The organism is Massilia pinisoli (genome assembly GCF_024753285.1).
Classification (GTDB): Bacteria; Pseudomonadota; Gammaproteobacteria; order Burkholderiales; family Burkholderiaceae_D; genus Telluria; species Telluria pinisoli.
Genome location: NZ_JANUGW010000002.1, coordinates 23,671 through 46,345, shown reverse-complemented (window position 1 = coordinate 46,345; position 22,675 = coordinate 23,671). Strand labels below are relative to the sequence as shown.

19 protein-coding genes and 6 tRNA genes are annotated in these 22,675 nt (G+C 62.7%); 6 read left to right on the top strand and 19 right to left on the bottom strand.

What is annotated here, in order from left to right; all coding sequences use genetic code 11:
* Positions 1–6 precede the first annotated feature (6 nt).
* From NX784_RS02470 to NX784_RS02460, 3 genes are all read right to left on the bottom strand, one after another.
* A complete protein-coding gene (locus tag NX784_RS02470; RefSeq protein WP_258815115.1) occupies positions 7–1,059 on the bottom strand; it encodes a glycoside hydrolase family 62 protein in 1,053 nt (350 codons plus the stop codon).
* Positions 1,056–2,978 carry a glycoside hydrolase family 97 protein gene (locus tag NX784_RS02465; protein WP_258815114.1) on the bottom strand — a complete coding sequence of 641 codons (1,923 nt, stop codon included), beginning with the start codon at positions 2,976–2,978 and terminating at the stop codon, positions 1,056–1,058. Before NX784_RS02465 ends, NX784_RS02470 begins: the two co-directional genes overlap by 4 nt.
* A gap of 121 nt (positions 2,979–3,099) precedes the next feature.
* Positions 3,100–4,632, bottom strand: coding sequence for an alpha-L-fucosidase (locus tag NX784_RS02460; RefSeq protein ID WP_258815113.1), 1,533 nt, complete (start codon positions 4,630–4,632; stop codon positions 3,100–3,102).
* Positions 4,633–4,731: 99 nt separating this feature from the next.
* Between NX784_RS02460 and NX784_RS02455 the strand changes: the two genes are divergently transcribed.
* Entirely contained in the window at positions 4,732–4,956 is a 225-nt protein-coding gene (locus NX784_RS02455) for a hypothetical protein (RefSeq protein WP_258815112.1), read from the top strand.
* Between the two features lie 6 nt (positions 4,957–4,962).
* On the opposite strand, the gene NX784_RS02450 is transcribed toward NX784_RS02455, so the two are convergent.
* Positions 4,963–5,226, bottom strand: coding sequence for a hypothetical protein (locus tag NX784_RS02450; RefSeq protein ID WP_258815111.1), 264 nt, complete (start codon positions 5,224–5,226; stop codon positions 4,963–4,965).
* 412 nt (positions 5,227–5,638) lie between these two features.
* On the opposite strand from NX784_RS02450, the gene NX784_RS02445 reads away from it, so the two are divergent.
* The 3 genes from NX784_RS02445 to NX784_RS02435 all read left to right on the top strand — a co-directional run bounded on the left by NX784_RS02445 (position 5,639) and on the right by NX784_RS02435 (position 11,580).
* Entirely contained in the window at positions 5,639–8,458 is a 2,820-nt protein-coding gene (locus tag NX784_RS02445) for a TonB-dependent receptor (RefSeq protein ID WP_258815110.1), read from the top strand.
* Positions 8,459–8,533: 75 nt separating this feature from the next.
* Positions 8,534–10,054 carry a tryptophan halogenase family protein gene (locus NX784_RS02440; RefSeq protein WP_258815109.1) on the top strand — a complete coding sequence of 507 codons (1,521 nt, stop codon included), beginning with the start codon at positions 8,534–8,536 and terminating at the stop codon, positions 10,052–10,054.
* A 29-nt stretch (positions 10,055–10,083) separates the two neighbouring features.
* Positions 10,084–11,580 carry a glycoside hydrolase gene (locus tag NX784_RS02435; RefSeq protein ID WP_258815108.1) on the top strand — a complete coding sequence of 499 codons (1,497 nt, stop codon included), beginning with the start codon at positions 10,084–10,086 and terminating at the stop codon, positions 11,578–11,580.
* Positions 11,581–11,584: 4 nt separating this feature from the next.
* On the opposite strand, the gene NX784_RS02430 is transcribed toward NX784_RS02435, so the two are convergent.
* A complete protein-coding gene (locus NX784_RS02430; RefSeq protein WP_258815107.1) occupies positions 11,585–13,663 on the bottom strand; it encodes an amidohydrolase family protein in 2,079 nt (692 codons plus the stop codon).
* Positions 13,664–13,735: 72 nt separating this feature from the next.
* Complete coding sequence (locus NX784_RS02425; protein WP_258815106.1) at positions 13,736–14,038, bottom strand: hypothetical protein; 303 nt, start codon at positions 14,036–14,038, stop codon at positions 13,736–13,738.
* Positions 14,039–14,071: 33 nt separating this feature from the next.
* Here NX784_RS02425 and NX784_RS02420 point away from each other — a divergent pair, with 33 nt between their 5' ends.
* On the top strand, positions 14,072–14,650 hold the full coding sequence (locus tag NX784_RS02420) for a PEP-CTERM sorting domain-containing protein (protein WP_258815105.1): 579 nt from the start codon (positions 14,072–14,074) through the stop codon (positions 14,648–14,650).
* A 100-nt stretch (positions 14,651–14,750) separates the two neighbouring features.
* Complete coding sequence (locus NX784_RS02415) at positions 14,751–15,206, top strand: DoxX family protein (protein ID WP_258815104.1); 456 nt, start codon at positions 14,751–14,753, stop codon at positions 15,204–15,206.
* 136 nt (positions 15,207–15,342) lie between these two features.
* Here NX784_RS02415 and NX784_RS02410 read toward each other — a convergent pair.
* From NX784_RS02410 to rnc, 13 genes are all read right to left on the bottom strand, one after another.
* Positions 15,343–15,416, bottom strand: a tRNA-Cys gene (locus tag NX784_RS02410).
* A 73-nt stretch (positions 15,417–15,489) separates the two neighbouring features.
* A tRNA-Gly gene (locus NX784_RS02405) sits at positions 15,490–15,565 on the bottom strand.
* 26 nt (positions 15,566–15,591) lie between these two features.
* Positions 15,592–15,667, bottom strand: a tRNA-Gly gene (locus NX784_RS02400).
* Between the two features lie 33 nt (positions 15,668–15,700).
* A tRNA-Gly gene (locus tag NX784_RS02395) sits at positions 15,701–15,776 on the bottom strand.
* A gap of 42 nt (positions 15,777–15,818) precedes the next feature.
* A tRNA-Gly gene (locus tag NX784_RS02390) sits at positions 15,819–15,894 on the bottom strand.
* Positions 15,895–15,972: 78 nt separating this feature from the next.
* A tRNA-Gly gene (locus NX784_RS02385) sits at positions 15,973–16,048 on the bottom strand.
* A gap of 81 nt (positions 16,049–16,129) precedes the next feature.
* On the bottom strand, positions 16,130–16,714 hold the full coding sequence (pgsA, locus tag NX784_RS02380) for a CDP-diacylglycerol--glycerol-3-phosphate 3-phosphatidyltransferase (RefSeq protein ID WP_258815103.1): 585 nt from the start codon (positions 16,712–16,714) through the stop codon (positions 16,130–16,132).
* Between the two features lie 142 nt (positions 16,715–16,856).
* Positions 16,857–18,725: an excinuclease ABC subunit UvrC gene (gene uvrC, locus NX784_RS02375; protein ID WP_258815446.1), complete on the bottom strand. Its 1,869-nt coding sequence runs from the start codon at positions 18,723–18,725 to the stop codon at positions 16,857–16,859.
* Positions 18,726–18,853: 128 nt separating this feature from the next.
* Entirely contained in the window at positions 18,854–19,267 is a 414-nt protein-coding gene (gene acpS / locus NX784_RS02370) for a holo-ACP synthase (RefSeq protein ID WP_258815102.1), read from the bottom strand.
* Complete coding sequence (gene pdxJ / locus NX784_RS02365) at positions 19,267–20,052, bottom strand: pyridoxine 5'-phosphate synthase (RefSeq protein ID WP_258815101.1); 786 nt, start codon at positions 20,050–20,052, stop codon at positions 19,267–19,269. Before pdxJ ends, acpS begins: the two co-directional genes overlap by 1 nt.
* Before the next feature lie 22 nt (positions 20,053–20,074).
* Entirely contained in the window at positions 20,075–20,875 is an 801-nt protein-coding gene (gene recO / locus NX784_RS02360; protein ID WP_258815100.1) for a DNA repair protein RecO, read from the bottom strand.
* Positions 20,876–20,896: 21 nt separating this feature from the next.
* A complete protein-coding gene (era, locus tag NX784_RS02355; protein WP_258815099.1) occupies positions 20,897–21,823 on the bottom strand; it encodes a GTPase Era in 927 nt (308 codons plus the stop codon).
* Positions 21,820–22,653 carry a ribonuclease III gene (gene rnc / locus NX784_RS02350; RefSeq protein ID WP_258815098.1) on the bottom strand — a complete coding sequence of 278 codons (834 nt, stop codon included), beginning with the start codon at positions 22,651–22,653 and terminating at the stop codon, positions 21,820–21,822. Before rnc ends, era begins: the two co-directional genes overlap by 4 nt.
* Positions 22,654–22,675 lie beyond the last annotated feature (22 nt).

Sequence of the window (22,675 nt, the reverse complement as noted above, 5' to 3'; positions counted from 1 at the left end):
GCACGGTCAGCGGCAGAGCGCCCGCACGGGATTGTCGCCCTGCGCCGTGATGACGCCCAGGCGGTACGGGATCTTGATGTAGTCGTCGACCTTCACCGCCGGGTCGTCGCCCTGGAACAGGTATTCGAGGGGCTTGCACGGGTCGATCGTCATCGTCTGGTCGACGTTCGTGCGAATCATCTCGCCGTGCGAGATACCGGTCGCCCACAGCCCGTCGACGTTGTCGCGGCCCGCGAACGTGTTCATCGGCGCGGACGAAAACGGCTCCCATTTCCCGCCCAGGCCATCGCTCTTCCAGATGCGGAAGTAGCGGCCTTGCGGCGCAATGGCTTCCACCAGCGTGATGTACGTGTTCGTGTTGGCGATCCGGTACGTATTGCTCGCCTCGAACACGTCCTCGGTCTTTGCCGTCATCACGGCGACGGTGTCATGGAAGCCGCGCGGGAACTGGTGGATGTCCGTTTCGGAGCGCAGCAGGCGGCCGTGGTCGTCCGTATTGAACAGGTAGCACTTGGCGTCGTCGCAGATCACCCAGAAATCCAGCCAGCCGGTGCCCTGCGGCGCCTTCACGGCGTCGGGAACGACGGGGAAAAACGGCTTCGGCGCGCTCCACGACATCGGGTCGTCGATGTCCTGCGTCGTCGAATACATCGGATCGCCGCCCTGGTACACGAGATACCACGTCTTCTGCGGCGCGAAATAAAACACCTGCGGCGCGGCGCGATAGCCCGGCCCCATCGGCGACTTCGCCAGCGGGACAATCTTCGCGGATGCCGCGTCCGACCAGTCGGCAAAGCTCGTGTACGCGAGGCCCCAGCCGCTTGACCCGGCCGTCGTCATGAACACGTGGTACTTGCCGTCCACGTGGATGATCGACGGATCCTTGACGCCGTAGATCGTCTGGGTTGCATCCGCCTGGGGCGAGATCAGCGGCGGGCTCGCGGTCCAGTGAAACGTGGTCGGCGCAGACGCAGGCACGGCGCTGCCGCCGGCTGCGGGGACGCCGGTACATCCGGCCAGGACCGCCGCGGTGACGGCCCCGAGAATCAGCGCCCTCATTTGCGCTCCAGGACGACCGCCGCGCCGCCTACACCCGCAAGTTGCAAGGTCAGGCCGTCATGTGCCGTGACATCCACTTCGCGGCGCTTGACGTTGTTCGGCGTGGCGCCATCTTCCCAGATCGTCGCGCGGTAACGGCCGGCCGGCAGGAAGTCGAGCGGCACGCGCTTCGTCGTCGCCCCTGCTTCCGCCGACATCGCACCGACGTACCACGTCTTGCCGAGACGGCGCGCGAGCACGATGTCGCGGCCCGGTTCGCCGGACACGAAGCGCGTCTCGTCCCATGCGGTCGGTACGCGGCGGATGAAGTCGAAGCCTTCGGCGTCGCGGTAGGCGTCCGGATCGTCGGACACCATCTGCAGCGGGCTGTCGTACACGACGTATTTCGCCAACTCCTGCCCGCGGGTGTTCTGGACGAGCGGCCCCACGTCATGCACGGCGAACGTGGCCGGCGTGCCGTTGCGGAAGCCGCCCGGCGTGTAATCCATCGGGCCCGCCAGCATGCGCGTGTACGGCAGCATCAGGTTGTGCTCCGGCGTGATGATCGTCTTCATCTTGTCCCACTCCGCGCCCATCACGCCTTCCTGGGTGATGAAGTTCGGATAGGTGCGCTGCAGGCCCGCTGGCACGTAGGCGCCGTGCAGGTCCAGCAGCAGGTGGCGCTTCGCGGTGGCGGCCGCCACACGGTGGTAGAAGTCGACGACGTCCTGGTCGTCGCGGTTCATGAAGTCGATCTTGACGCCCTTGATGCCCCAGCGCGCATAGGTGTCGAGCACCTCGTCCATGCGTGTGCGCACGTGTTCCCAGTGCGCCCACAGGATCAGCCCGACGCCCTTCTCTGCCGCGTAGCGCACGAGGGCCGGCATGTCGATGCCGTCGGCGGCGCGAGTGATGTCCGTCGTCGGCAGCGCGTCGCAGCAACCGCCGCTGCCCTGCGCCCAGCCGGCGTCGATCAGGTAGTACGGGAAGCCGGAAGCCGCGGCGAAGTCGATGAAGCGGCGGTACGCGGCCATGTCCGGCTTCATGCCCACGAGGGGCCCCGACCACCAGTCCCACGCGGCCTTGCCCGGCTTGACCCAGCTGAAGTCGCCCTGCGCCGGCGGATTCAGGTTGCCGACGAGGTTCGATGCGATCAGGTCGCCGGCGCGGTTGCCCAGCATGACGACGCGCCATGCCGTCCGCAGCCCGCCGTGCGACTCGTAGACGGGCGCGGCGCGGCCCGGCGTGCCCGACAGATGCACGCGCAGCCCGGCGCCTTCGCGCCACAGCGACGCGCCCGTATAGCCTTCCAGCTGCGACTGCGTGATCGCGTAGGCGGTGCGGCCCGACGTGCTGTTGCACACGACCGGGACGTCGTAGCCCAGGTTGTCGCGCAGTTGCGATATCTTCTGGCGCGCGAACGGCACTTCGTGCGCGCCCTGCGCTTCCGAGATCAGGCATTCGGGATCGCCCACCGGCACGAACGCCGTCTTTTCGCCGCGCAGGCGGACGGGCGCGCTGCCGTCGATGCGGTAGCGGAAGGCGACGCCGTCATCGTACGCGCGCACGTCGACGAGCAGGCGTCGCGCGCCGTCGCCGTGTTCGCGGAACGTCAGCGTGGCGGCGCGGTAATGGTCGCGCGCGACGGACGCCTTGGTCGCGACGAGGGGGATCTTGCGGTCTTCCTTCGACGTCGTGACCTTTTCCAGTTCGAGCGGACCGAGGTCCGGCTGGCCATCGAATTCGAGGCCCAGCGGCGACGTCGCGATCACCGTCTCGGCGCCGCGCGTGACGACATAGCTGGCGCCGTCCTGTGCGATCCGGATCGCGGCCTGGCCGTTCGGCGACGTCACCGTGACCGGGCCCGCGGGCGCGGCGCACGCGGCACCGCTCGAGGCCGCGAGCACTGCCGCCGCCAACGTCATCATTCTTGTATTCATGTTGCCGTCTCCTGATCGTTCCATGTCGCTGGATGCAACCGACGATTGTATTCTATGTATTGCATACTATGGGCCGCGAAAATTCACGATTTTCGCGAATCCCGCTAATAAATTTCGTTGATCAGAAGCCGATCTTGAAACTCGATGCGATCGCCGTCGGCAAGGTGGCCGGCACGTCGATCACGAGCGCATCGTCGTCCTGCTTCCAGTGCAGCGGCGCCGTGGCGCCCAGCAGCGACACCGACTTGACGGGCCGCGTTTCCAGGCCTGCCTTTGCGCCCAGCGATGCGATGCGCACCTGCCCCTTCGGCTCGCCCAGGGTGATGGCGTACAGGGCGCCGTTCTTCGTCGTGAAGCGGATATCGTTCGGCGTGTAGCCGGCGCTTTCATTGAACGCGCCGCCTGCCGTCTTCGTCGGGCCTTCGCCGAACGTCTTCCATGGGCGCGTGCCGTAGATCGCGTCGCCGTTGACCTTGATCCAGGCGGCCATCTCGTCGAGGAACGTGCGCGACTCGGGCGGCAGGCTGCCGTCCGGGTACTGCACGACGTTCAGCAGCAGGTTGCCGTTCTTGCTGACGATGTCCGCCAACATGGTCACGACGTCGCGGGTGGTCTTGTATTTATAACCCTCGCTGTAGAACCAGTCGCCCATCGAGGTGTCCGTCTGCCACGGCAACGGCTGGATGCCGTTCATGACGCCGCGTTCGACGTCCTGCACGCCCGCCTTGCGCAGGAATTCGCCGGAGCCGATGTCCTTGTGGTTGTACACGGCCTCCAGCTTGCCGTGCGTCTTGATGTTCTCGTTGTAGAAGTTGGCGACCATCGTCCTGCCCGTCACGCCGAACGGGATGCCGCCGTCCGAGTACAGCAGGTCGGGCTTGTAGTGCGTCAGCAGGTCGGTCACGCGGTTGAACCATTCCTGGTGAAACGCGGTGTTCTTCGTGTACCACTGCTGGCCACCGCTGAACAATTCATCGTGCTTGGTGTGGTACAGGTCGGCGTACTGCGGATCGGCGCCGTCATACGGGACGCCGAGCTGGGGGAAGACCTCGTCGTGCCCGTGGCTGGTGCCGAACCAGCCGTAGCTGGCGCCCAGGTGCTCGGAGACGCCGAAGCGCAGGCCCGCCTTGACGGCCGCCTTCTGCCAGTCGCCGACGATGTCCCGGTGTGGGCCCATCTTGACGGCGTTCCAGCGGTGGTACTTCGAATCCCACAAGTCGAAATTGTCGTGGTGGACGCCCATGCTGACGAAGTACTTCGCGCCGGCCTTGGCATACAGGGCCATCAATGCGTTCGGGTCGAATTTCTCGGCCTTCCACAACGGGATGATGTCCTTGTAGCCGAACTTGGTCGGGTGGCCGTAGTGCTTCAGGTGGTGTTCGTACTGCGGCGTGCCGTAGATGTACATATTGCGCGCATACCAGTCGCCCGCGCGCGGCACGGCCTGCGGTCCCCAGTGGGCCCAGATGCCGAACTTGGCGTCGCGGAACCAGTCAGGTGTCTCGTACTTGTCCAGCGACGCCGGATCGGCCGTGAACGGCCCGGCGACGTGGGTCAGCTTGACGGGGGCGCCGGCGTTCTCGGCGGCGGGGACGAACGGGGTGGCGAGCAAGCCGCACAGGGCCAATGCGGCGGTAAGCACACGGGGGGTCATCGAGATCTCCATGGTTTTTAATATATAAGGTACTAAGGCGATTATAGATGCAGCCTGAATGCTTCGCAACACGTTTATCCCGGCCCTGCGGGCACCGCCGTGAAAAACTGCCGGTGCGGCGGTGATGACGTGCTGCGCAGCGGCGACGCGGGCGCCCGCATCGCGCTTACGCCGCGGTCGGGGAACATCGTCCTGTTCGACCGCAACGTCGACCTGAAGATGCTCAACCACCGGATCTCGACGGTTCCGTCGACGTGGGCGCGCTGGCCGACGTGCGGCGCCGCGGATTCCCGCAAGTGCGATTCCGCGAGTCGCCTTTCTTGACCGCCCTTAGCAGGCGACGCCGCGCAAACGGCCCGGCTTGACGATCAACAGCTCGTCTTTTTCGCGGTTGCGACATCGCGTCACGAACGCCAGCGCGGCGGCGCCGTCCCGCTGGAACAGGTCGAATTGGGCGCGCCCGAGCGCGTAATACTCTTCGTACTCGGCGTAACCGTTACGAACCGGGAACGACACGTAGTACCGTCCCGACTCTTCTTCGATGCCGATGGCGAAGCGTTCCGCCGTGTTCACATATACATCGTTAAATTTCATTGTTATCCCACCTGATTAACAACAGGAACCTGTCCCCGCCACATCCGACCGCATGCCTCGCCAGGCCGTTCGATAGACCCGCACATCAACGAGTCAGCTCGACACCCCACTTTTCACCAAGCCGGCCCGGCTGCAGGCATCGGCAGATCTATCCGGAATCGTTATACATACACGCAAAAACCGCATAGCAATGTTAGCAATGCTTTCTCGTAACATTGTATGCGACAACCTTGTCGCAATCCCTTGAAGTCCAGGGCGGAGAACGCGGCACGGTTGATCCCGTCGATACGGACGTCACGGACCTGCTGGACCGAACGATCGAGCCCGGCAGCATATAAAGGCACTGCCTAAAAATTACTAAAGGGAGACATTCACTGTGCGGAACGGACATACAAAAACGATCAGAAAGACGGTGTTGGCTCAGGCCTGCGCGCTTGCAGTCGCAGGACCGATTGCCGCGCATGCGCAGGAGTCAGGCGCTGCCGGCGCAAGCCAGGACGCGAACGCCCCGAACACCGTTATCGTCACCGGTCAGCGCGCGGCGTTGAAGTCGGCGCGTGATCTCAAGCAGGACGCCAACCAGATCGTCGACTCGATCCAGGCCACCGACATCGGCAAGCTGCCGGACGTGAATACTGTCGAGTCCTTGCAGCGGGTTGCCGGGGTCCAGATCCAGCGCCGCTACGGCGAAGGTGGCACCGATTACGACCATCGCACGGAACCCGCGATCACGATCCGCGGCATTACACAGGTCCGCAACCTGATCGACGGACGAGACTTTTTCACGGCCAACGGTGGTCGCGCACCAGACCTGGAAGGCCTCCCCTCCGAACTGATGGCCGGCGTCGATGTCTATAAAAACGCGGCGTCGAATTTGATCGAAGGCGGTATCGGCGGCGTGGTCAACATCCGCACGCGACTCCCATTCGACTCGAAAGACGACATCAACGTCATTTCGGTCAAGGGCAATTACTACGACCGCATTCGCAAGTCGTCACCGTCGGGTTCCGGCCTCCTGAGCCGCCAATTCAAGACGGATTTCGGCCGCATGGGCTTCCTGGTGAATGCAACCGCGAGCGAGACCTATTATCGCCAGGATGCCGTTCTTCAACAGCAGCAACACTGTCTGACCGCAATGGTCGGAAAATGTTCGAACGACCCGACGCAGGCGCCCTCCGCGGCGAAGGTTGCGGCCTATAATTCGATGCCGAACAAGGGGTCGCTCACGGAACTCTATGTCCCGACTTCCTTCGAGATGTACCAGGACTCGGGCAATCGCAAGCGCCAGGGCCTGGCACTCGCCTACCAATGGCAGGTGAACAACGACGTCCTTCTCACGGCGCAGAATCTCTATTCGAATTACAGGTTCATCCGTCGCGGCGAATACATTTATGGCGACGACAAGAACACCGACCCGCGCGCAGCGGCGGGCTCCACCTGGACCTGGGGAGCCGATGGCAGTGCGACGAGCGGCGTGTTGTCGCCGCAAATTTTTTCGACCTCCCGATTCGACCAGGACGTTCGCAATCGCACGAACTTGTCCGCCTTGAACGTCAAGTGGCGCATCTCGGACAAGCTCAAGTCGAAGACCGATTTCGCTTACGAACGTGCGAGCTATGACGCCGACCGTAATGGCGACTCCATCAAGCTTTACGATAACGAAAGCAGAAGCGTTGCCAACATTCCCAATCTGAATCTTGCCTTCGATGTGCGCGGCAAGATTCCCGTATTTTCGATCGTCGATCCGGCCAACCCCAGCAACCCTTACGCCTATTTCGGCAATCCGAACAACTGGTATTACGAGTGGCTCGCCAACGCGGTCGACCGCCACAAGCTCAGAATGACGACGTTCAGCCAGGATTTCGATTACGACCTTGGCGATCATTTCTTCACCAAGCTGCACGTCGGCCTTCGCGCAGCCGATACCAAGGTGTTATTGCGGGGCAACTGGAACAATACCGGTGTCTGTAACGATACGGGTACCAACCCCAGCTGGGGCGCATGCCCGCTGATCCCGGTGTCGCAACATCCGGATCTCGCCTACGCCGGGCCTGCCAGCAACTTCATGAAGCCGGGCATCGGTTGGCCTGTTGCCGTGTTCCCGGAGTACGCCAATCCCAACTCGAGCGTGTTCGACCGTACCGTCGCGACTTATGCGGAGCTGTTCGCCGGCAAGCCGAATACCTATACGTTCGATACGTCGTTTGCTCCGGGCGATATCAACGAGCAGCACGAAAAGACGCGATCCATGTTCGTCACGGGCGACTTCGCTACCGAGGTATTCGGTTACGCGCTCGACGGTACCGCCGGTGCTCGCGTCGTGAGGACCAATCAGACTTCTGTCGGCTTTGTCCAGGACAGCACCGGGTCGCACGCCGTGTCGCTCGATAACAGCTACTCGAATTTCCTCCCCAGCCTCAACACGCGCCTGCACCTGAACGAGGATGTGCAGGTCCGCTTTGGCTACAGCAAAACGATGACGCGGCCAAACTTCACCGATATGGCCGCGCATGTCCAGCTGAATCCGAACATCCCTTCGCAGTACGACGCCAACGGACGCCCGACCGGCAGTTCCGGTAATCCGTTCCTGAAGCCGATGACTGCGACTTCCTACGACTTGACCGTGGAAGACTATTGGGGTTCGTCCAATATGGCGTTCCTGGGCTTGTTCAAGAAGGACATCAAGGGTTACCTGGCAGGCGGCACCGAGCCGATGAACTTCGGTGGCGTCACCTACGATATCGGCACCAGCATCAATCTGGGCGCGGGTTCGGTAAAAGGCATCGAAGCCGGTATCACGCAATTCTTCGATTTCCTTCCCGACCCGTTCAAGGGATTCGGCGTACAGGCCAACTACACGTATGTGGACTCGAAAGTCGAGCTCAAGCCCGGAACGCTCATTCCGTTGCCGAAGCTGTCCAAGAACAGCTACAACCTGATCGGCCTCTATGAAAAAGGGCCGATCCAGGCGCGTATTGCGTACAACTGGCGTTCCTCTTACCTTGACCAGATCAATGGCAGCGGTGTGTTTGGTGCGAACCAATATGCAGCGCCGTATTCGTCGCTCGATGCTTCGGTGAGCTATCAAATCAACAAGGTCTTCACGCTGTCGGCGGACGCGGTTAATTTGAAAAACTCGATGTACCACACGTATGTCGAGCGCCCCTCGGGCGGTTTGTTGTGGCAACTCAACGACCGTCGGTATAGTGTGTCCCTGAAAGCAAGCTTCTAAAGCTGGCATGGACGAACGCGCCGCGGGTGTTTCTGCGGCGCATTTTCAGCATTCGAGACCTGACAAGGGGATGGGATGGTCAAGGGTAGATGGATCAGTAAAGTCGTCATTCTTGGCGGCGGTACCGCCGGGTGGATGACAGCGGCCGCGTTGTCTCACACATTCGGGCGGGCCGTCGAGGTTGTGGTGGTCGAGTCGGACGCCATCGGGACGGTGGGTGTCGGCGAGGCGACGATCCCGCCGATCCGCACGTTTCATCAAATGATCGGCATCGATGAAGCCGAGTTCATACGCGCCACCGGAGCGACGTTCAAACTCGGTATCGAATTCCGCGGCTGGCTGAATGAAAGTTCAACGTATTTCCACCCATTTGGGGCGTATGGGGTGGAACGCGACATCGGCTACTTCTTCCAGTACTGGTTGCGTTTGAAGGAGAAGGGGCAGGTTGCCGACTTCTCCGAATTCTCGCTATGTACGTTGGCAGCTCGAAACAACCTCTTCGCCCCCGCGTCTGAACGGCCCGGTGATCCGCTGCAGCACCTGCAGTCGGCCTATCACTTCGATGCTGGCCGCTACGTGAAATATTTGAAGGGGCTCTGCATCGCGCGCGGGGTGTCGCACAAGATTGGAGACATGCTGACGGCGGAACGTGACGCCGAAAGCGGGCATATCACGGGTTTGAAACTCAAGTCGGGCGAGGTTGTTTCGGGTGACTTGTTTGTCGACTGCTCGGGAATGCGTGCAATGCTTCTCGGGCAGGAGCTGGGCGTCGGTTATGAGGACTGGTCGCATTGGCTGCCCATGAACCGCGCGTGCGCGGTGCCCTGTGAACAGAAATCAGCGCTGACTCCATATACGATTTCCACGGCCAAACCCTTTGGTTGGCAGTGGCGGATCCCCTTGCAACATCGTGTCGGTAATGGCGTCGTGTATTCGGACGAATTCATCACGGATGAAGCGGCGGAGCGGTGTCTGCTGGAGGGATTGGAGGGTGAGCACCTGGCGCCGGTCAACCGCATCAAGTTCACGGCAGGACGGCGCAGGACACCTTGGACCAAGAACGTGGTGGCCATCGGCCTTGCCAGCGGGTTTCTCGAGCCGCTGGAGTCCACGAGCATCCAGTTCATTCAATCGAGCATCCAGCGACTCATTCGATACTTCCCGGATGCGGCGTTTTCTCCGGTGTGCGCACAGGCTTTCAACACGGACGCCACTCGGGAAATCAACAATGTCAGGGACTTCCTCATCCTGCATTACCACGCGACTGAACGCGACGATTCGGAGCTATGGCGCTACGTAAAAACCATGCGGATTCCGGACAGTCTGCAGGAACGAATCGAGCTGTTCCGCGAGCGCGGCCAATTGAACCTCGCCGCCGAAGAACTGTTCCAAAGCACCTCGTGGCATGCCGTCCTGCTGGGACAGGGCATTCGGCCAAAAACCTATATGCCCACCATGGCCCTGCAAGACGACGCCATGCTTGCGAATGCGTACAGCAATCTTGAGCGCAACTTCAAAAAAATCGTGTCGAGGCTGCCGGATCATGGTGCCTACATCAGAGACAACAAGCTGACCTCGCCAGTCGAGAATCGCTGATGAGGTGCTGTAACCAGGAGATGCCATCCATGATCCCTCGTTCACTGCGCATCCTGATGGTGGGGCTGTGTTTCCTGGCTGGCGGTGCCCATGCGGACAAGCCGGTGAACGTTGGGGCCGTCGTCAATGTCGACTGGCGGCATCCGAGCCCTCCGTTCGAAGGATGGGGAACCGCACTTGCGTGGTTTGGTCACGTGTCCGGGCGATTCGCCGAACCCTATCGCACCCAATTGGCCGATCTGCTCTATGGACGGGATGGTCTAGCACTCAACATAGCGCGTTACAACATCGGGGGCGGCAATGCGCCCGACACGCCGCCGTATCTGCGCCCCGGCGGGGATATTCCCGGTTTCTGGCGCAAGCCTCGTCCGAATGCCGGGACGGATGGGTGGAATCCCGACGACGACGACGCCTGGGACTGGTCTGCAGATGCGGGGCAGCGCTGGTGGCTCGATGCAATCAAAGCGCGGGTAACGCCGCGAGAATTGATTCTGGAAGCGTTTTCGAACTCACCGCCCTACTTCATGACGCGCAGCGGTGTGGTTTCGGGTAACGTCAACCCGTTGGAAGATAACCTCATTCCAGGATTGGAAACCAAGTTTGCAAGGTATCTGGTGCGCGTCACTGCGGAGCTCGAGCGGCGGCACGGGATTCGATTCAGAACATTGTCTCCGATTAACGAGCCAAACACGCCCTACTGGTTTTCCACGAACAGACAGGAAGGCGCGCATTGGTCGCCGGAAGCGCAGTCGCGCATGTTCGTTGCGCTGGCGCGGGTGTTAAGCGAGTCCGGCATGAAGACTGAGATATCGGGACCGGACGAAACCAATCCCCAGACGTTTTTTATCGATTGGGCTGGCCTGTCGGCCAATGCGAAAGCGGCCATCCGGCAAATCAACGTCCATAGCTACGAATGGATCGGGAAAAGTGGCGTCAGCGATATTGCGGAGACGTCCGGAAAACGGTTGTGGATGTCGGAAGTCGACCTATCGCCCAGCAATGTGCGCGAAGACATCGACGACATGCGTCCAGCCATCGCATTGGCGCAGCAGATCGTCACCGACATCAACAGCATGAACCCCCGCGCGTGGGTGCTGTGGCAAGCCATCGAAAACAAGTCTTCCGACCCGAAGAAAAGCTCGAACTGGGGATTGATCAAGGCTGATTTTTCGAATCTGGAGCGGCCGGAATACCGGCTCACCAAGAAGTACTGGGCGTTTGCCAATTTCACCAGATTCATCAGGCCGGGATATCGGTTCTTGAAATCCGATCACCCGGATGCGTTGGTGGCCGAAAATCCGGAGACGAACGATGTCGTCATCGTGGCCGTCAATCCCGGCATCGTCGCACGGACGCTGGACATCCGGCTGCCAAATCCTAAGCGCGGCAAATCGACATGCAAGACTTACATTACGGACGCAAACAATAACCTCGCGATGTCGAAACCTGCCCCATGCGGCGGCAGGTTAGCCGTGCAGTCGCTACCGATGTCGGTGGTGACTGTCGTGTCGACGCCCCGACAATAGGGCGTCAGCGCCGCGCCGTCGACAGCGAGCCCGAATCGCCCGGCGGCACCGGCAGCGTCTTGAGGTCCGGCTGCTGCGCGACGAAGGGCTGGATGCCGAGCGCCATGTCGATCTCGCGCGGGTAGATCAGGTAGCCGCGCGTGATGACGGCCGCCACCTTGCGCACGTCGCCGATGGTGCGCGTCGGGTCGCCGTCGATGAGCACGAGGTCGGCCAGCTTGCCCGCCGCGATGGCGCCGCGCTCGTGGCTCGTGCGGGTGTAGCGCGCGCCGTTGCGCGTGGCCACCTGCAGCGCCTGCGCCGGCGTCAGGCCGGCCTTCACGAGCATCTCGAGTTCGGCCTGCAGCGTGAAGCCGGCAAGTTCGTCCGTCCCCGCCACCAGCGGCACCCCGGCGCGGTACAGCATGCCGACGAACTGCACCATCTTCGTGTACGACTGTTCGTAGCGGTGCAGGGTCGCCTCGTCGGGAATCTTCATCGTGCCCACGTAGAAGCCGCGCTTGACGTCCGGCGGCATGTGGTCGGCCACCGGCGCGAACGGCTCGTTGATGTCGCCGTCCTTCTGCTTGAGGAAGGCAAACGTGGCGAGCGTCTGATCGATCACGATCTGCTGCTTGGCAAGGCGCGCGATGAACTGCTTGACCTGCGGCGAGTCGAAGTCCAGCGTCGCCACCTTCTCGGACGGGAGCACGAAGCGTTCGAGCGTGCGTGTCTCCGTCTGCGGCGTGGCGAGGAAGTTCAGCATGACCTGGTTGATGTGCTGGATCTCGTCATAGCCGGCGTCGAGCGCCTCGAACGCGCGCAGGCCGGCCGGGATATGGCCGGAGACGCGCATGCCACGGCTGTGCGCATACGCGACGGTGTCCTTCAGGATCGCTTTCGGGAACGAGTTGTAGATCTTCAGCTGCGGGTAGCCGTGTTCGGCGTACCAATCAACTGCGCGCTTCGCTTCGTCGAGGTCCTTGATCACGAAACCGCCGTTGGACGAATACGGGCTTTCCCCTTCGAGGAAACCGGCCGGCACGATCTGGGGACCAAGCAGATTCCCGCGCGCCGTCTCGTCGAGCATGAGCTGGAGCTGGGCGTTGTCGTTGCCCATGTCGCGTACGCTCGTCACACCGGCCGCCAAGTGCAGGCCGCCATCCCAGCGGGTCACGTGGGCGTGCATGTCGAACAGGCCCGGCAACAGCACCTTGCCGGTCGCGTCGATCTCGTGGTTCACGCCGCGCATCGGGGCCCCGGCCGGCAGCACGGCCGTGATCCTCCCGCGCAGCACGTAAACGTCGGACGGGCCCGTGAGCACGGCCTTGTCGCTGTCGAACACGCGCGCATTGCGCACGACGGTGAGGCCGTCGAGCGGATGCTGGAGCCGGGCCGCGAGGTCCGCCAGCATCTTCTGTTCGGCCAGTTTCTGGTGGTCGCGCATCGGCTTGATGGCGGCTTCCCAGCCGTGTTCGACGAGGGCCATCTGGCCCGGCTGGATGACGCCGAACAGGCGCGGACGCGCGTCAAGTGTGGCCCACGCGAAGTTCGGCGACAGGCCGATACCGGTGGTGGCGATCAGCTGGACCGTCTGCGTCTTGCCGTCGGGCCTCGTGACCTGCAGTTGGTCGAGCTTCGTCTGCGAAAGCGTGCCGTTCGGGAGCAGCGGCAGCGTGCCGCCGGGACGTGCCGCCAGCGCGCCCAGCGCTGCAGACGCGACCTCGAACGAGCTGTTGAGCGGCACGTACATGGCCGTGCCTGCGACTTGCGTGCGCCCCTTTTCGGTGGTCGAGTGCCAGGTGGCCGTGCCGTCCTTCAGCGCGAAATGCTCGTCCACGGTCGCGCCGAACGTGGAGGCGCCCTTGACCTCGTACTCCGTCATCGTGCCATCGGGCGCGTAGCGGATGCGCTCCGTCAGTTCCGGACCGCGGCCGTTGTCCTTGAAGATGAACTTCACGCGCGTCAGGCCGTCGTCGCCGCGCTCCACCACCTGCTCGCCGGCGCGCTTGCCGTTCTCGACGAAGATGTCGTAGGTCGTCACGCTGGCCGCGTGTGCGCTGCCCCAGGTTGCCAGCAAAGCCAGCATCAGTCTTGTTTTCATTGTCATGTTGTCTCCTCAGGTTGGCAGATGCTGCACGTGGCGGCGCGCACGACGCGACCGTCCGGCCACCGATTATTCCACACCGGCGATGAGCTTGAGCGCTTTGGCGCCGCCGGAAAGCTCGGCACTGCTTTCTGCCGTGAATTCGGCAATGCATTCACCGAGAAAATGCTTGGTAAATAGACATCCAATTTCCGACTTGTTAATCTCCCGATAAGGAAGAGCAAGTGCGCGAAGACGAAGGCGGGAATCGGATCGTGACGACCGAGCTGCATTCACCGTGCGGTGGCTTGAGAATCGCTGCATCCCCTCGTTGCAGGTCATATCGCAAGCTTGCACTTCTTGGAAAACCGCGGTGTCGCGCACCACGAGCATTCGATTATCGACAACAATACACGTGAGGCGAAGATGAAAAAGGTTTTAGCAGCCGCGCTCGCGGCAGGCATGCTGGCCGCGGCTGGCGCGCACGCCGCAGTCATCATGCATATCACTGAATCGGGCGGCAACGTGAACGTAACGGCGTCCGGTAGCCTGGACCTCGCCGGCGCGGTGTATCACCACCAACAGGACTACAGCACCGGTATCATCCCGGGCGACAGCAACTGGTATGTCGCACTCGGTAACACCCCTGGACTCAGTTGGTACCAACTGACCAGCACGACTTTGCCGTTCGGTATCAGCAGCAATTACTTTACCTCGGGCGTTACGTCGGGTGACGGATTCGCGCTGTGGGGATATAGCGGCGGCACGCCGCTCGTTGGTTTGGCTGACGGCTACGCCTCGGGAGATGCGATCTCCTCCTCGATGATGATCAGCGGCCAGAGTATCGCGGGCATGACGCTCATCCCGGGCACCTACACGTTCACTCTGCCGTCTGACACAATTATCCTGGAAATCGGCAACAACGTGCCCGAGCCGGCATCGTTGGCGCTCATGCTGGGCGGACTGGCGGCGGGCGTGACGGCGCGCCGCAGAACGCGCGCGTGACCTCGTCCCTCAACGAACCGGGAAGGTAGCTGGCTGCTGACGTAGATCAGCGCTCGTGCGCTGATCCACAGATGTGCTGGACTCATGCAAAGGAGGACGAATGCTTCGACGATGGTACAAAACCTTGCCCGAGAATGCTGTGCCGGGAATCGATATCGTGCGGTTAGGTGTCGCGGTCATCATCCTGATGCACCCCTTACACGGTTTTTATTACTACCAGGACGTTGCGCCAGGCTTCGGGGGCTACCTGAGCAGCCTCGGTTATCCGATGGGAGGCGTGCTGGCATGGCTGATCCTCGTCACACAGACCGCCTGCTCCCTCGCGCTCATCGTGAATCGATGGGTCGTTCCAGCGTGCCTGGGACACATCGTGATTGTCACGTTCGGCATCATCCACTTTCATCGCCCGCACGGCTGGTATGTCACCGGGCCGGGGGAACACGGGATGGAATGGGGCTTCATATTGCTGGTGTGCCTGTTCGGCGTCCTGCGCGCCTATTGGCGCCCTCTCGCCGAGGCCGGAACTTCAGGTGGCGGGATTCGACCCACCAGCTGAAACGCTCATCATTACTCATCATTCGCGCCGGGACCGCAGTGTCCGCAATGGTCGCTTGGAGACAAGACAAGGATGGTTGTGCTTGACGTGGACTGCAGACGTAGATCAGCGCTCGTGCGCTGATCTACCGATGTGCTGGAGGCGAGGACGGGAGTCGAACCCGTCTAGACGGCTTTGCAGGCCGCTGCATAACCGCTTTGCTACCTCGCCTGAGGAGACTTGATGATGCCACAGCGACCGGTTATTCGTCGCAGCGACACGAGAAGGCTGGCTTCTCTGTAACTGGAGCGGGAGAAGAGTCTCGAACTCTCGACCTCAACCTTGGCAAGGTTGCGCTCTACCAACTGAGCTACTCCCGCATCGGGTACTACCGTCGTGAATCGCTTGGAGCGGGAGAAGAGTCTCGAACTCTCGACCTCAACCTTGGCAAGGTTGCGCTCTACCAACTGAGCTACTCCCGCTTAGGAGTTCATCACGTTACTGCCGCAAAACACTGGAGCGGGAGAAGAGTCTCGAACTCTCGACCTCAACCTTGGCAAGGTTGCGCTCTACCAACTGAGCTACTCCCGCATGGAGTCTTACTGTTGCTGCCCCAGCCTCATCGTTGACGAGTGGAGCGGGAGAAGAGTCTCGAACTCTCGACCTCAACCTTGGCAAGGTTGCGCTCTACCAACTGAGCTACTCCCGCGTTGCTGGAACTTGCGATTATCTCAGATTTTTTACTGCTTTCCAAGACAACCTTTTCATTACGACCATCTGCAAACGCTGGAGCGGGAGAAGAGTCTCGAACTCTCGACCTCAACCTTGGCAAGGTTGCGCTCTACCAACTGAGCTACTCCCGCTTCGTTTGCCGCGATGTCTTCGCAACAGGCAGGCATTATAGAGATGCTGAGCTATGTGTCAAGGATGACTTGGCAGAAAGCTTATATCGTCCCGGACTTTTCCTTGATGAGCGGCCAGGCCCGGCGCAGATAGTAGAACATCGACCAGACCGTCAGCACGCCCGCCACCCACAACAGCAGCTCGCCGCAGCGATGGATGTCGAGCACGCCGTCGAACAGCGGATCGTGGAACAGCAGCATCGGGATGGCGACCATCTGCGCCGCCGTCTTGATCTTGCCGAGCGAGCTCACGGCGACCGACTTGCGCGCGCCGATCTCGGCCATCCATTCGCGCAGTGCGGAGATCGTGATCTCGCGGCCGATGATGATGAAGGCGATGATGGCGTTCACGCGGTCCAGTTGCACGAGCACGAGCAGCGCGCCCGCCACCATCAGCTTGTCGGCGACGGGGTCGAGGAAGGCGCCGAACGCCGACGTCTGGTTCCAGCGGCGCGCCAGGTAGCCGTCGAACCAGTCCGTGATCGCCGCCACGATGAAGACGAGCGTGGACGCCAGGTTGCGGTCGGCCACGTGCAGCCAGTGTTCGGGGAGGTAGTAGACGCCGACGACGAGCGGAATCAGGGCGACGCGTAACCAGGTCAGGAAAATCGGGATATTGAAAGGCATGGGTGAGGCTATTGGAGCTCTGCTTGTTATGTTTCGTGCGCGCTAGTCTACATGGCTCTTGCCTATTAAACCAGTTGCACTGCCCGAGGCGCGCCTCGTCAATACGGCCAAAAAGGAAAACCGGGCCAGGCCCGGTTTCCGTTCAATGCAACTGCCGGTAAATCTCTTCGGCCAAGGTGCTCGAGATGCCCTCCACCGACATCAGGTCTTCGACGCTCGCATCGATCACGCCTTTCAGCCCGCCGAAGCGCGCCAGCAGCTTCTGGCGGCGCTTGGCGCCGATGCCCTCGATCTCTTCCAGGCGCGACGCCTGGCGCGTCTTGGCGCGCTTGGCGCGCATGCCCGTGATGGCGAATCGGTGCGCCTCGTCGCGGATCATCGCCACCAGCATCAGCGCGGCCGATTCCTTGCCCAGTTCCTGCGGCGGGCGGCCGTCCGCGAAGATCAAGGTCTCCAGGCCCACGCGGCGGCCCTCCCCTTTCGCCACGCCGACGATGTTGCCGATGTCGAGGCCAAGCTCCGTGAACACCTGGCGCGCCATTTCGACCTGCCCCTTGCCGCCGTCGATCAGCGCGATGTCCGGCATGACGCCCTCGCCGTTCGCCACCTTTTCGTAGCGCCGCATCAGCACCTGGCGCATGGCGGCGTAGTCGTCGCCCGGCGTGATCCCGGTGATGTTGTATCTCCGGTATTCGCCATTCTGCATCTGGTGATGGTGGAACACGACGCACGACGCCTGCGTCGCCTCGCCCGCCGTGTGGCTGATGTCGAAGCACTCGATGCGCAGGGTGTCGAGGTCGTCGTTGTCGATGCCCAGCACCTCCGCCAGCGCGCGTGTGCGCGACAGCTGCGAGCCCTGCTCCGACAGCAGCCGTGCAAGCGAGATCTCCGCGCCCTTCTGCGCCAGTTCCAGCCATTGGCGGCGCTGGCCCTGCGGCTGGAACACGAGGTTGATGCGGTGGCCGCACTGCTCCTGCAGCGCCACCATCAGCTCCGGCTGGTCGAACTCGATGTTCAGGATGATGATGCCCGGCACGAACTTGTCGCCGTAGTGCTGCGCCATGAATGCGGCGAGCACCTCCACTTCGATGGGACATTCATCCATCGCCTCACCCACCTGCGTGGGGAAGTAGGCGCGGTCGCCCAGGTGGCGGCCACCCCGCACCATCGCGAGGTTCACGCACGCGCGCCCGCCCTGTACGACGACGGCGATGACGTCGACGTCCGCATCGCCCGTCGTCTCCATGCTCTGCTGGTGCAGCACGCGCGACAGCGCCTGGATTTGGTTGCGCACGCTCGCCGCCTGCTCGAACTTCAAGTCCTCGGCATAGGCGAGCATCTTCTTCTCGAGTTCTTCCAGCACCTCGGTCTGGCGGCCGCGCAGGAATTTCGCCGCGTTGTCGACGTCGCGCTTGTAGTCCTCCGGCGCGATCAGGTCGACGCACGGCCCGCTGCAGCGGCCGATCTGGTGCAGCAGGCAGGGCCGCGTGCGGTTCGCGAAGACGCTGTCCTCGCACGTGCGCAGCATGAACACCTTCTGCAGCAGCTGCATCGATTCCTTCACGGCCCACGCGCTGGGGAACGGCCCGAAGTACTGGTTCTTCTTGTCCAGCGCGCCGCGATAATAGGCCATGCGCGGATAGTCGCCGCCCGTCAGTTTCAAATACGGGTACGATTTATCGTCGCGGAACAGGATGTTGTAGCGCGGCTTGAGGCTCTTGATCAGGTTGTTTTCCAGGATCAGCGCCTCGGCCTCGCTGTGCGTTACCGTCGTCTCCAGGCGCGCGATCTGCGACACCATCATCGCGATGCGCGGGCTGGTCAGCGTCTTCTGGAAATAGCTGGACACGCGCCGCTTGAGGTTGCGCGCCTTGCCGACGTACAGGACCTTGTCTTCCGCGTCGAAATAGCGATAGACACCAGGCAGGTCGGGCAGCTTGGCTACCGTCACCAGGACTTGTTCGCGCGCCGCCTCGGTGGGGCGCACGGGAGATTCGGCATCCTTCGTCATCGTCGCGATCAATTCCTCTTTCATGGCTTGCCACGCATCCGGGCGGGCGCGCGGCGCTTTCACCGGGACGGGACGCGGCTTGCGCCGCGCGGGTACTACGACTTCGTCTTTCACTTCCGCTGCACCTGCTAGGTCGCGGACGCTCCTGCGGGGGCCTGGGTGACGATGACGAACGCGACGCCGTAATCGGCTTCGTCGCTGATCGTCACCTGGGCCGTGAGGCGGTGCGTCCGCATGAATTCTTCGAGCGCCCCGCTGCATACGATGACCGGCTTGCCGCTCGGCGCGTTGAGCATCTGGGCCGAGCGCCACGTCATGGGCATGCGCATCCCCAGGCCGATCGCTTTCGAGAACGCCTCCTTGGCCGAGAACCGCGTGGCCAGGAAGCGCAGCCCCCGCACCTCGTTCTTGGCGCGGCGGGCGTGGTATTTGACGAGTTCCTCCGGACCGAGGATTTTTTCGGCGAAGCGCTGGCCGCTGCGCGCGAGGGCAGCCTCGACGCGCGAGATCTGGACGATGTCCGTGCCGATCCCGTAGATCATCACTGGCCCGCTTTCGAAGCGGCGTACGACACGCCCAGGCGCGCGGCGACCATGATCGCCTTCATCTCGCGCACGGCGTTCTCGAAGCCGGCAAACAGCGCGTGTGCGACGATCGCGTGGCCGATGTTCAGCTCATGGATCTCGGAGATCGCCGCGATCGGCTGCACGTTCGTGTAGTGCAGGCCGTGGCCCGCATTCACGCGCAGGCCGTGCTTCACGCCGGCGCGCACGCCGGCCTTGATGCGTTCCAGTTCGTGCGCGTGCTCGTCGGCGTTCCCGGCCTCGGCGTAGCGGCCCGTGTGCAGCTCGATGACGGGCGCGCCGACTGCCGCAGCCGCGGCGATCTGCTGCTCGTCCGCGTCGATGAACAGCGACACGCGGATGCCCTCGCCCTTCAATTGCCGGATCGCGGCCTCGACTTCCTTCTGGTAGCGGATCACGTCCAGGCCGCCCTCGGTCGTCACCTCTTCGCGCCGTTCGGGCACGAGGCACACGTCCTGCGGTTTCACCTTGCACGCGAAGTCGATCATCTCCTGCGTGACGGCCGCTTCCAGGTTCATCCGCGTGGCGAGCTGCGGGCGGATGGCGAGGACGTCGGCGTCCTTGATGTGGCGGCGGTCTTCGCGCAGGTGCAGTGTGATCACGTCCGCGCCGGCCTGCTCGGCCAGCAGCGCGGCGCGCAGCGGGTCGGGATAGACGGTGCCGCGCGCGTTGCGGACGGTGGCGATGTGGTCGATGTTCACGCCCAGGTCGATCACCTGGCCGGCGGGTTGCAGGAAGCTCATGGTCGTCGTCTTTGCTATGTGTTTAAAGCTGCATCAGGTCGATCAAAATCTGGCGCGTGTTCAGCGGCGCGCCTCCCAGGTGATAGGCGAGCAGGAAGCGCATCAGCTGCTTGCTCTGCGCCTTGGTCTGCGGGTCGGCGTAATCCTCGCGCTCCATGTCGACCAGCGTCTTGCCGGACACCACCGGCCACGACTCCACGGCCTGCGCCGTGCGCGCGCCGCGTTCCGGGTCGACGACGTACAGGCCGTCCGGCTCGACCGGGGCGCGCGTCGTCGTGCAGCGCGTGAGGTCGGCGGCGACCCCGGTCTCCTTAAGTAAGGCCCGTTCGAATTTTCGCAAGGCGATCGGTACCGGTTCGCCGTGCGCCAACTCGTTCAACGTCGAGACGTAATGGTTGAACAACGCCGGATGCGGGTCGTCGCGCGCGAGCAGTTTCACCAGCAATTCGTTCAGATAGAAGCCGCATAGCAGCGCGGTCTTCTCGATCGGCAGCATGCCGCCGACCCATTCCGCGTCGATCAGGGTGCGCAGTTCGGACTTGCCGGAGAACGACACGGACAGCGGCTGGAACGTCTGCAGCACGCCCCGCAATTTCGAATGCGGCCGCTTCGCGCCTTTTGCCACGACGCCGATCCGCCCATGGTCGCGCGTAAACAGGTCGACGATAAGGCTCGTTTCCTTGTACGGATAGCTGTGCAGGACGAAGCCGGGTTGACCGACGACGCGGCCTTCGCGCGCGGGTGCGCGGCGCTTGGCTGGCGCTGTCGCCGGCGCATGCGCGTCCTGGTCGTTGTCGATGAGTTCCTCGTCGCGGCTGGGCATGCAGAGAATGATACTCCCGGCTTACTCGTAGCCGTAAGCGCGCAGGCCCGCTTCGTTATCGGCCCAGCCGGATTTCACCTTGACCCAGATTTCCAGATACACGGGACCGCCGAACAGCTTTTCCATGTCGAGGCGGGACTGCGTGGAAATCTCTTTCAGCCGGGCGCCCTTGTTCCCGATGATCATCGACTTGTGCGTGTCGCGCTCGACAAGGATGGCGGCGAAGATGCGGCGCAGATTGCCCTCCTGCTGGAATTGCTCGATCAGCACAGTGCTCGTGTACGGCAGCTCGTCGCCCAGCAGGCGGAACACTTTTTCGCGCACGATCTCGGCCGCGAGGAATTTCTCGCTGCGGTCCGTGATGTCGTCCGGGCCGAAGATCGGCGGGTTTTCCGGCAGGTGGCGGCGGATCTCGCCTTCCAGCGCGTCGACCTGGAAGCGCACCTTCGCCGACACGGGCACGACGGCGGTGAAGTCGCGCAGGCCCGCCACTTTTGCCGCGAACGGCATCAGCTCGGCCTTGTCCTTCATCCGGTCCGACTTGTTGATGACGAGGATGACGGGGACGTTCTTCGGCAGCAGGTCCAGCACTTGCTGGTCGGCCGGGCCGAACGTACCGGCCTCGACGAGGAACAGGACCACGTCCGACGCCGTCAGCGTGTTCGACACGGTCTTGTTCAGCGTCTTGTTCAGCGCGTTCGCGTGGCGGGTCTGGAAGCCCGGCGTGTCGACGTAGATAAACTGGGTGTCGTCGCGGGTCTGGATGCCCGTGATGCGGTGGCGCGTCGTCTGCGCCTTGCGCGACGTGATCGACACCTTGGCACCGATCAGCACGTTCATGAGCGTCGACTTGCCCACGTTCGGACGGCCGACGATGGCGATGTAGCCGCAGCGGAAGCCTTCCGGGGCGCCTTCGGTGGTGTCGTTGGGGGTGGTTTCGGTGTTCATGCTGACGGGTTTCCTGACTGCTGTTGCTGTGATTGTTTCTGCTGCGTTTGCGGCTCTTCGGCCTGCACGGTCAGCTCGCTCTGGTCGGTGGCGATGCCGGCCAGTTTCAGTTGCGCCGAGCGCGGACGCGATTTGCGCGTGGCCGACGGACTCTTCTGCAGCAACTGCTCGGCCGTCTCCAGCGCGAGCCGGGCCGCCGCCTGTTCGCCGGCGCGGCGGCTGCCCCCGCGGCCGAACACCTGGATGCCCAGCTTCGGCACGAGGCACTCGATCTCGAATTCCTGGCTGTGCGCGGCGCCGTGCGTGGCGACGACGTTGTACGTGGGTAGCGAGATCTTTTTGCTCTGCAGGAATTCCTGCAGCAAGGTCTTCGCATCCTTGCCGAGCGTGCGCGGGTCGACGGTGTCGAGCAGCGGGATGTAGAACGAGCGGATCGCGGCGCGCGCGGCGTCGAAGCCGCTGTCGAGGAAGATGGCGCCCAGCAGCGCTTCCAGCGTATCGGCCAGGATCGACGGCCGGCGGAAGCCGCCGGATTTCAATTCGCCTTCGCCCAGGCGCAGGAATTGCGACAATTCCAGCTTCTGCGCGATCTCGAACAGCGACTGCTGCTTGACGAGATTCGCCCGCAGCCGCGACAAATCGCCTTCGGCCAGCGTGTTGAAGCGTTCGTACAGGATCGAGGCGACGACGCAGTTCAGGATCGAGTCGCCGAGGAATTCCAGGCGCTCGTTATGCACGCTGCTGTGGCTACGGTGGGTCAGCGCCTGTTGCAGCAGGCCGGGGTCCCGGAACGTATAGCCTAGGCGAGTTTGCAATAACTGAAGATTCATGGTCGTACCAATCTAGTGGGCC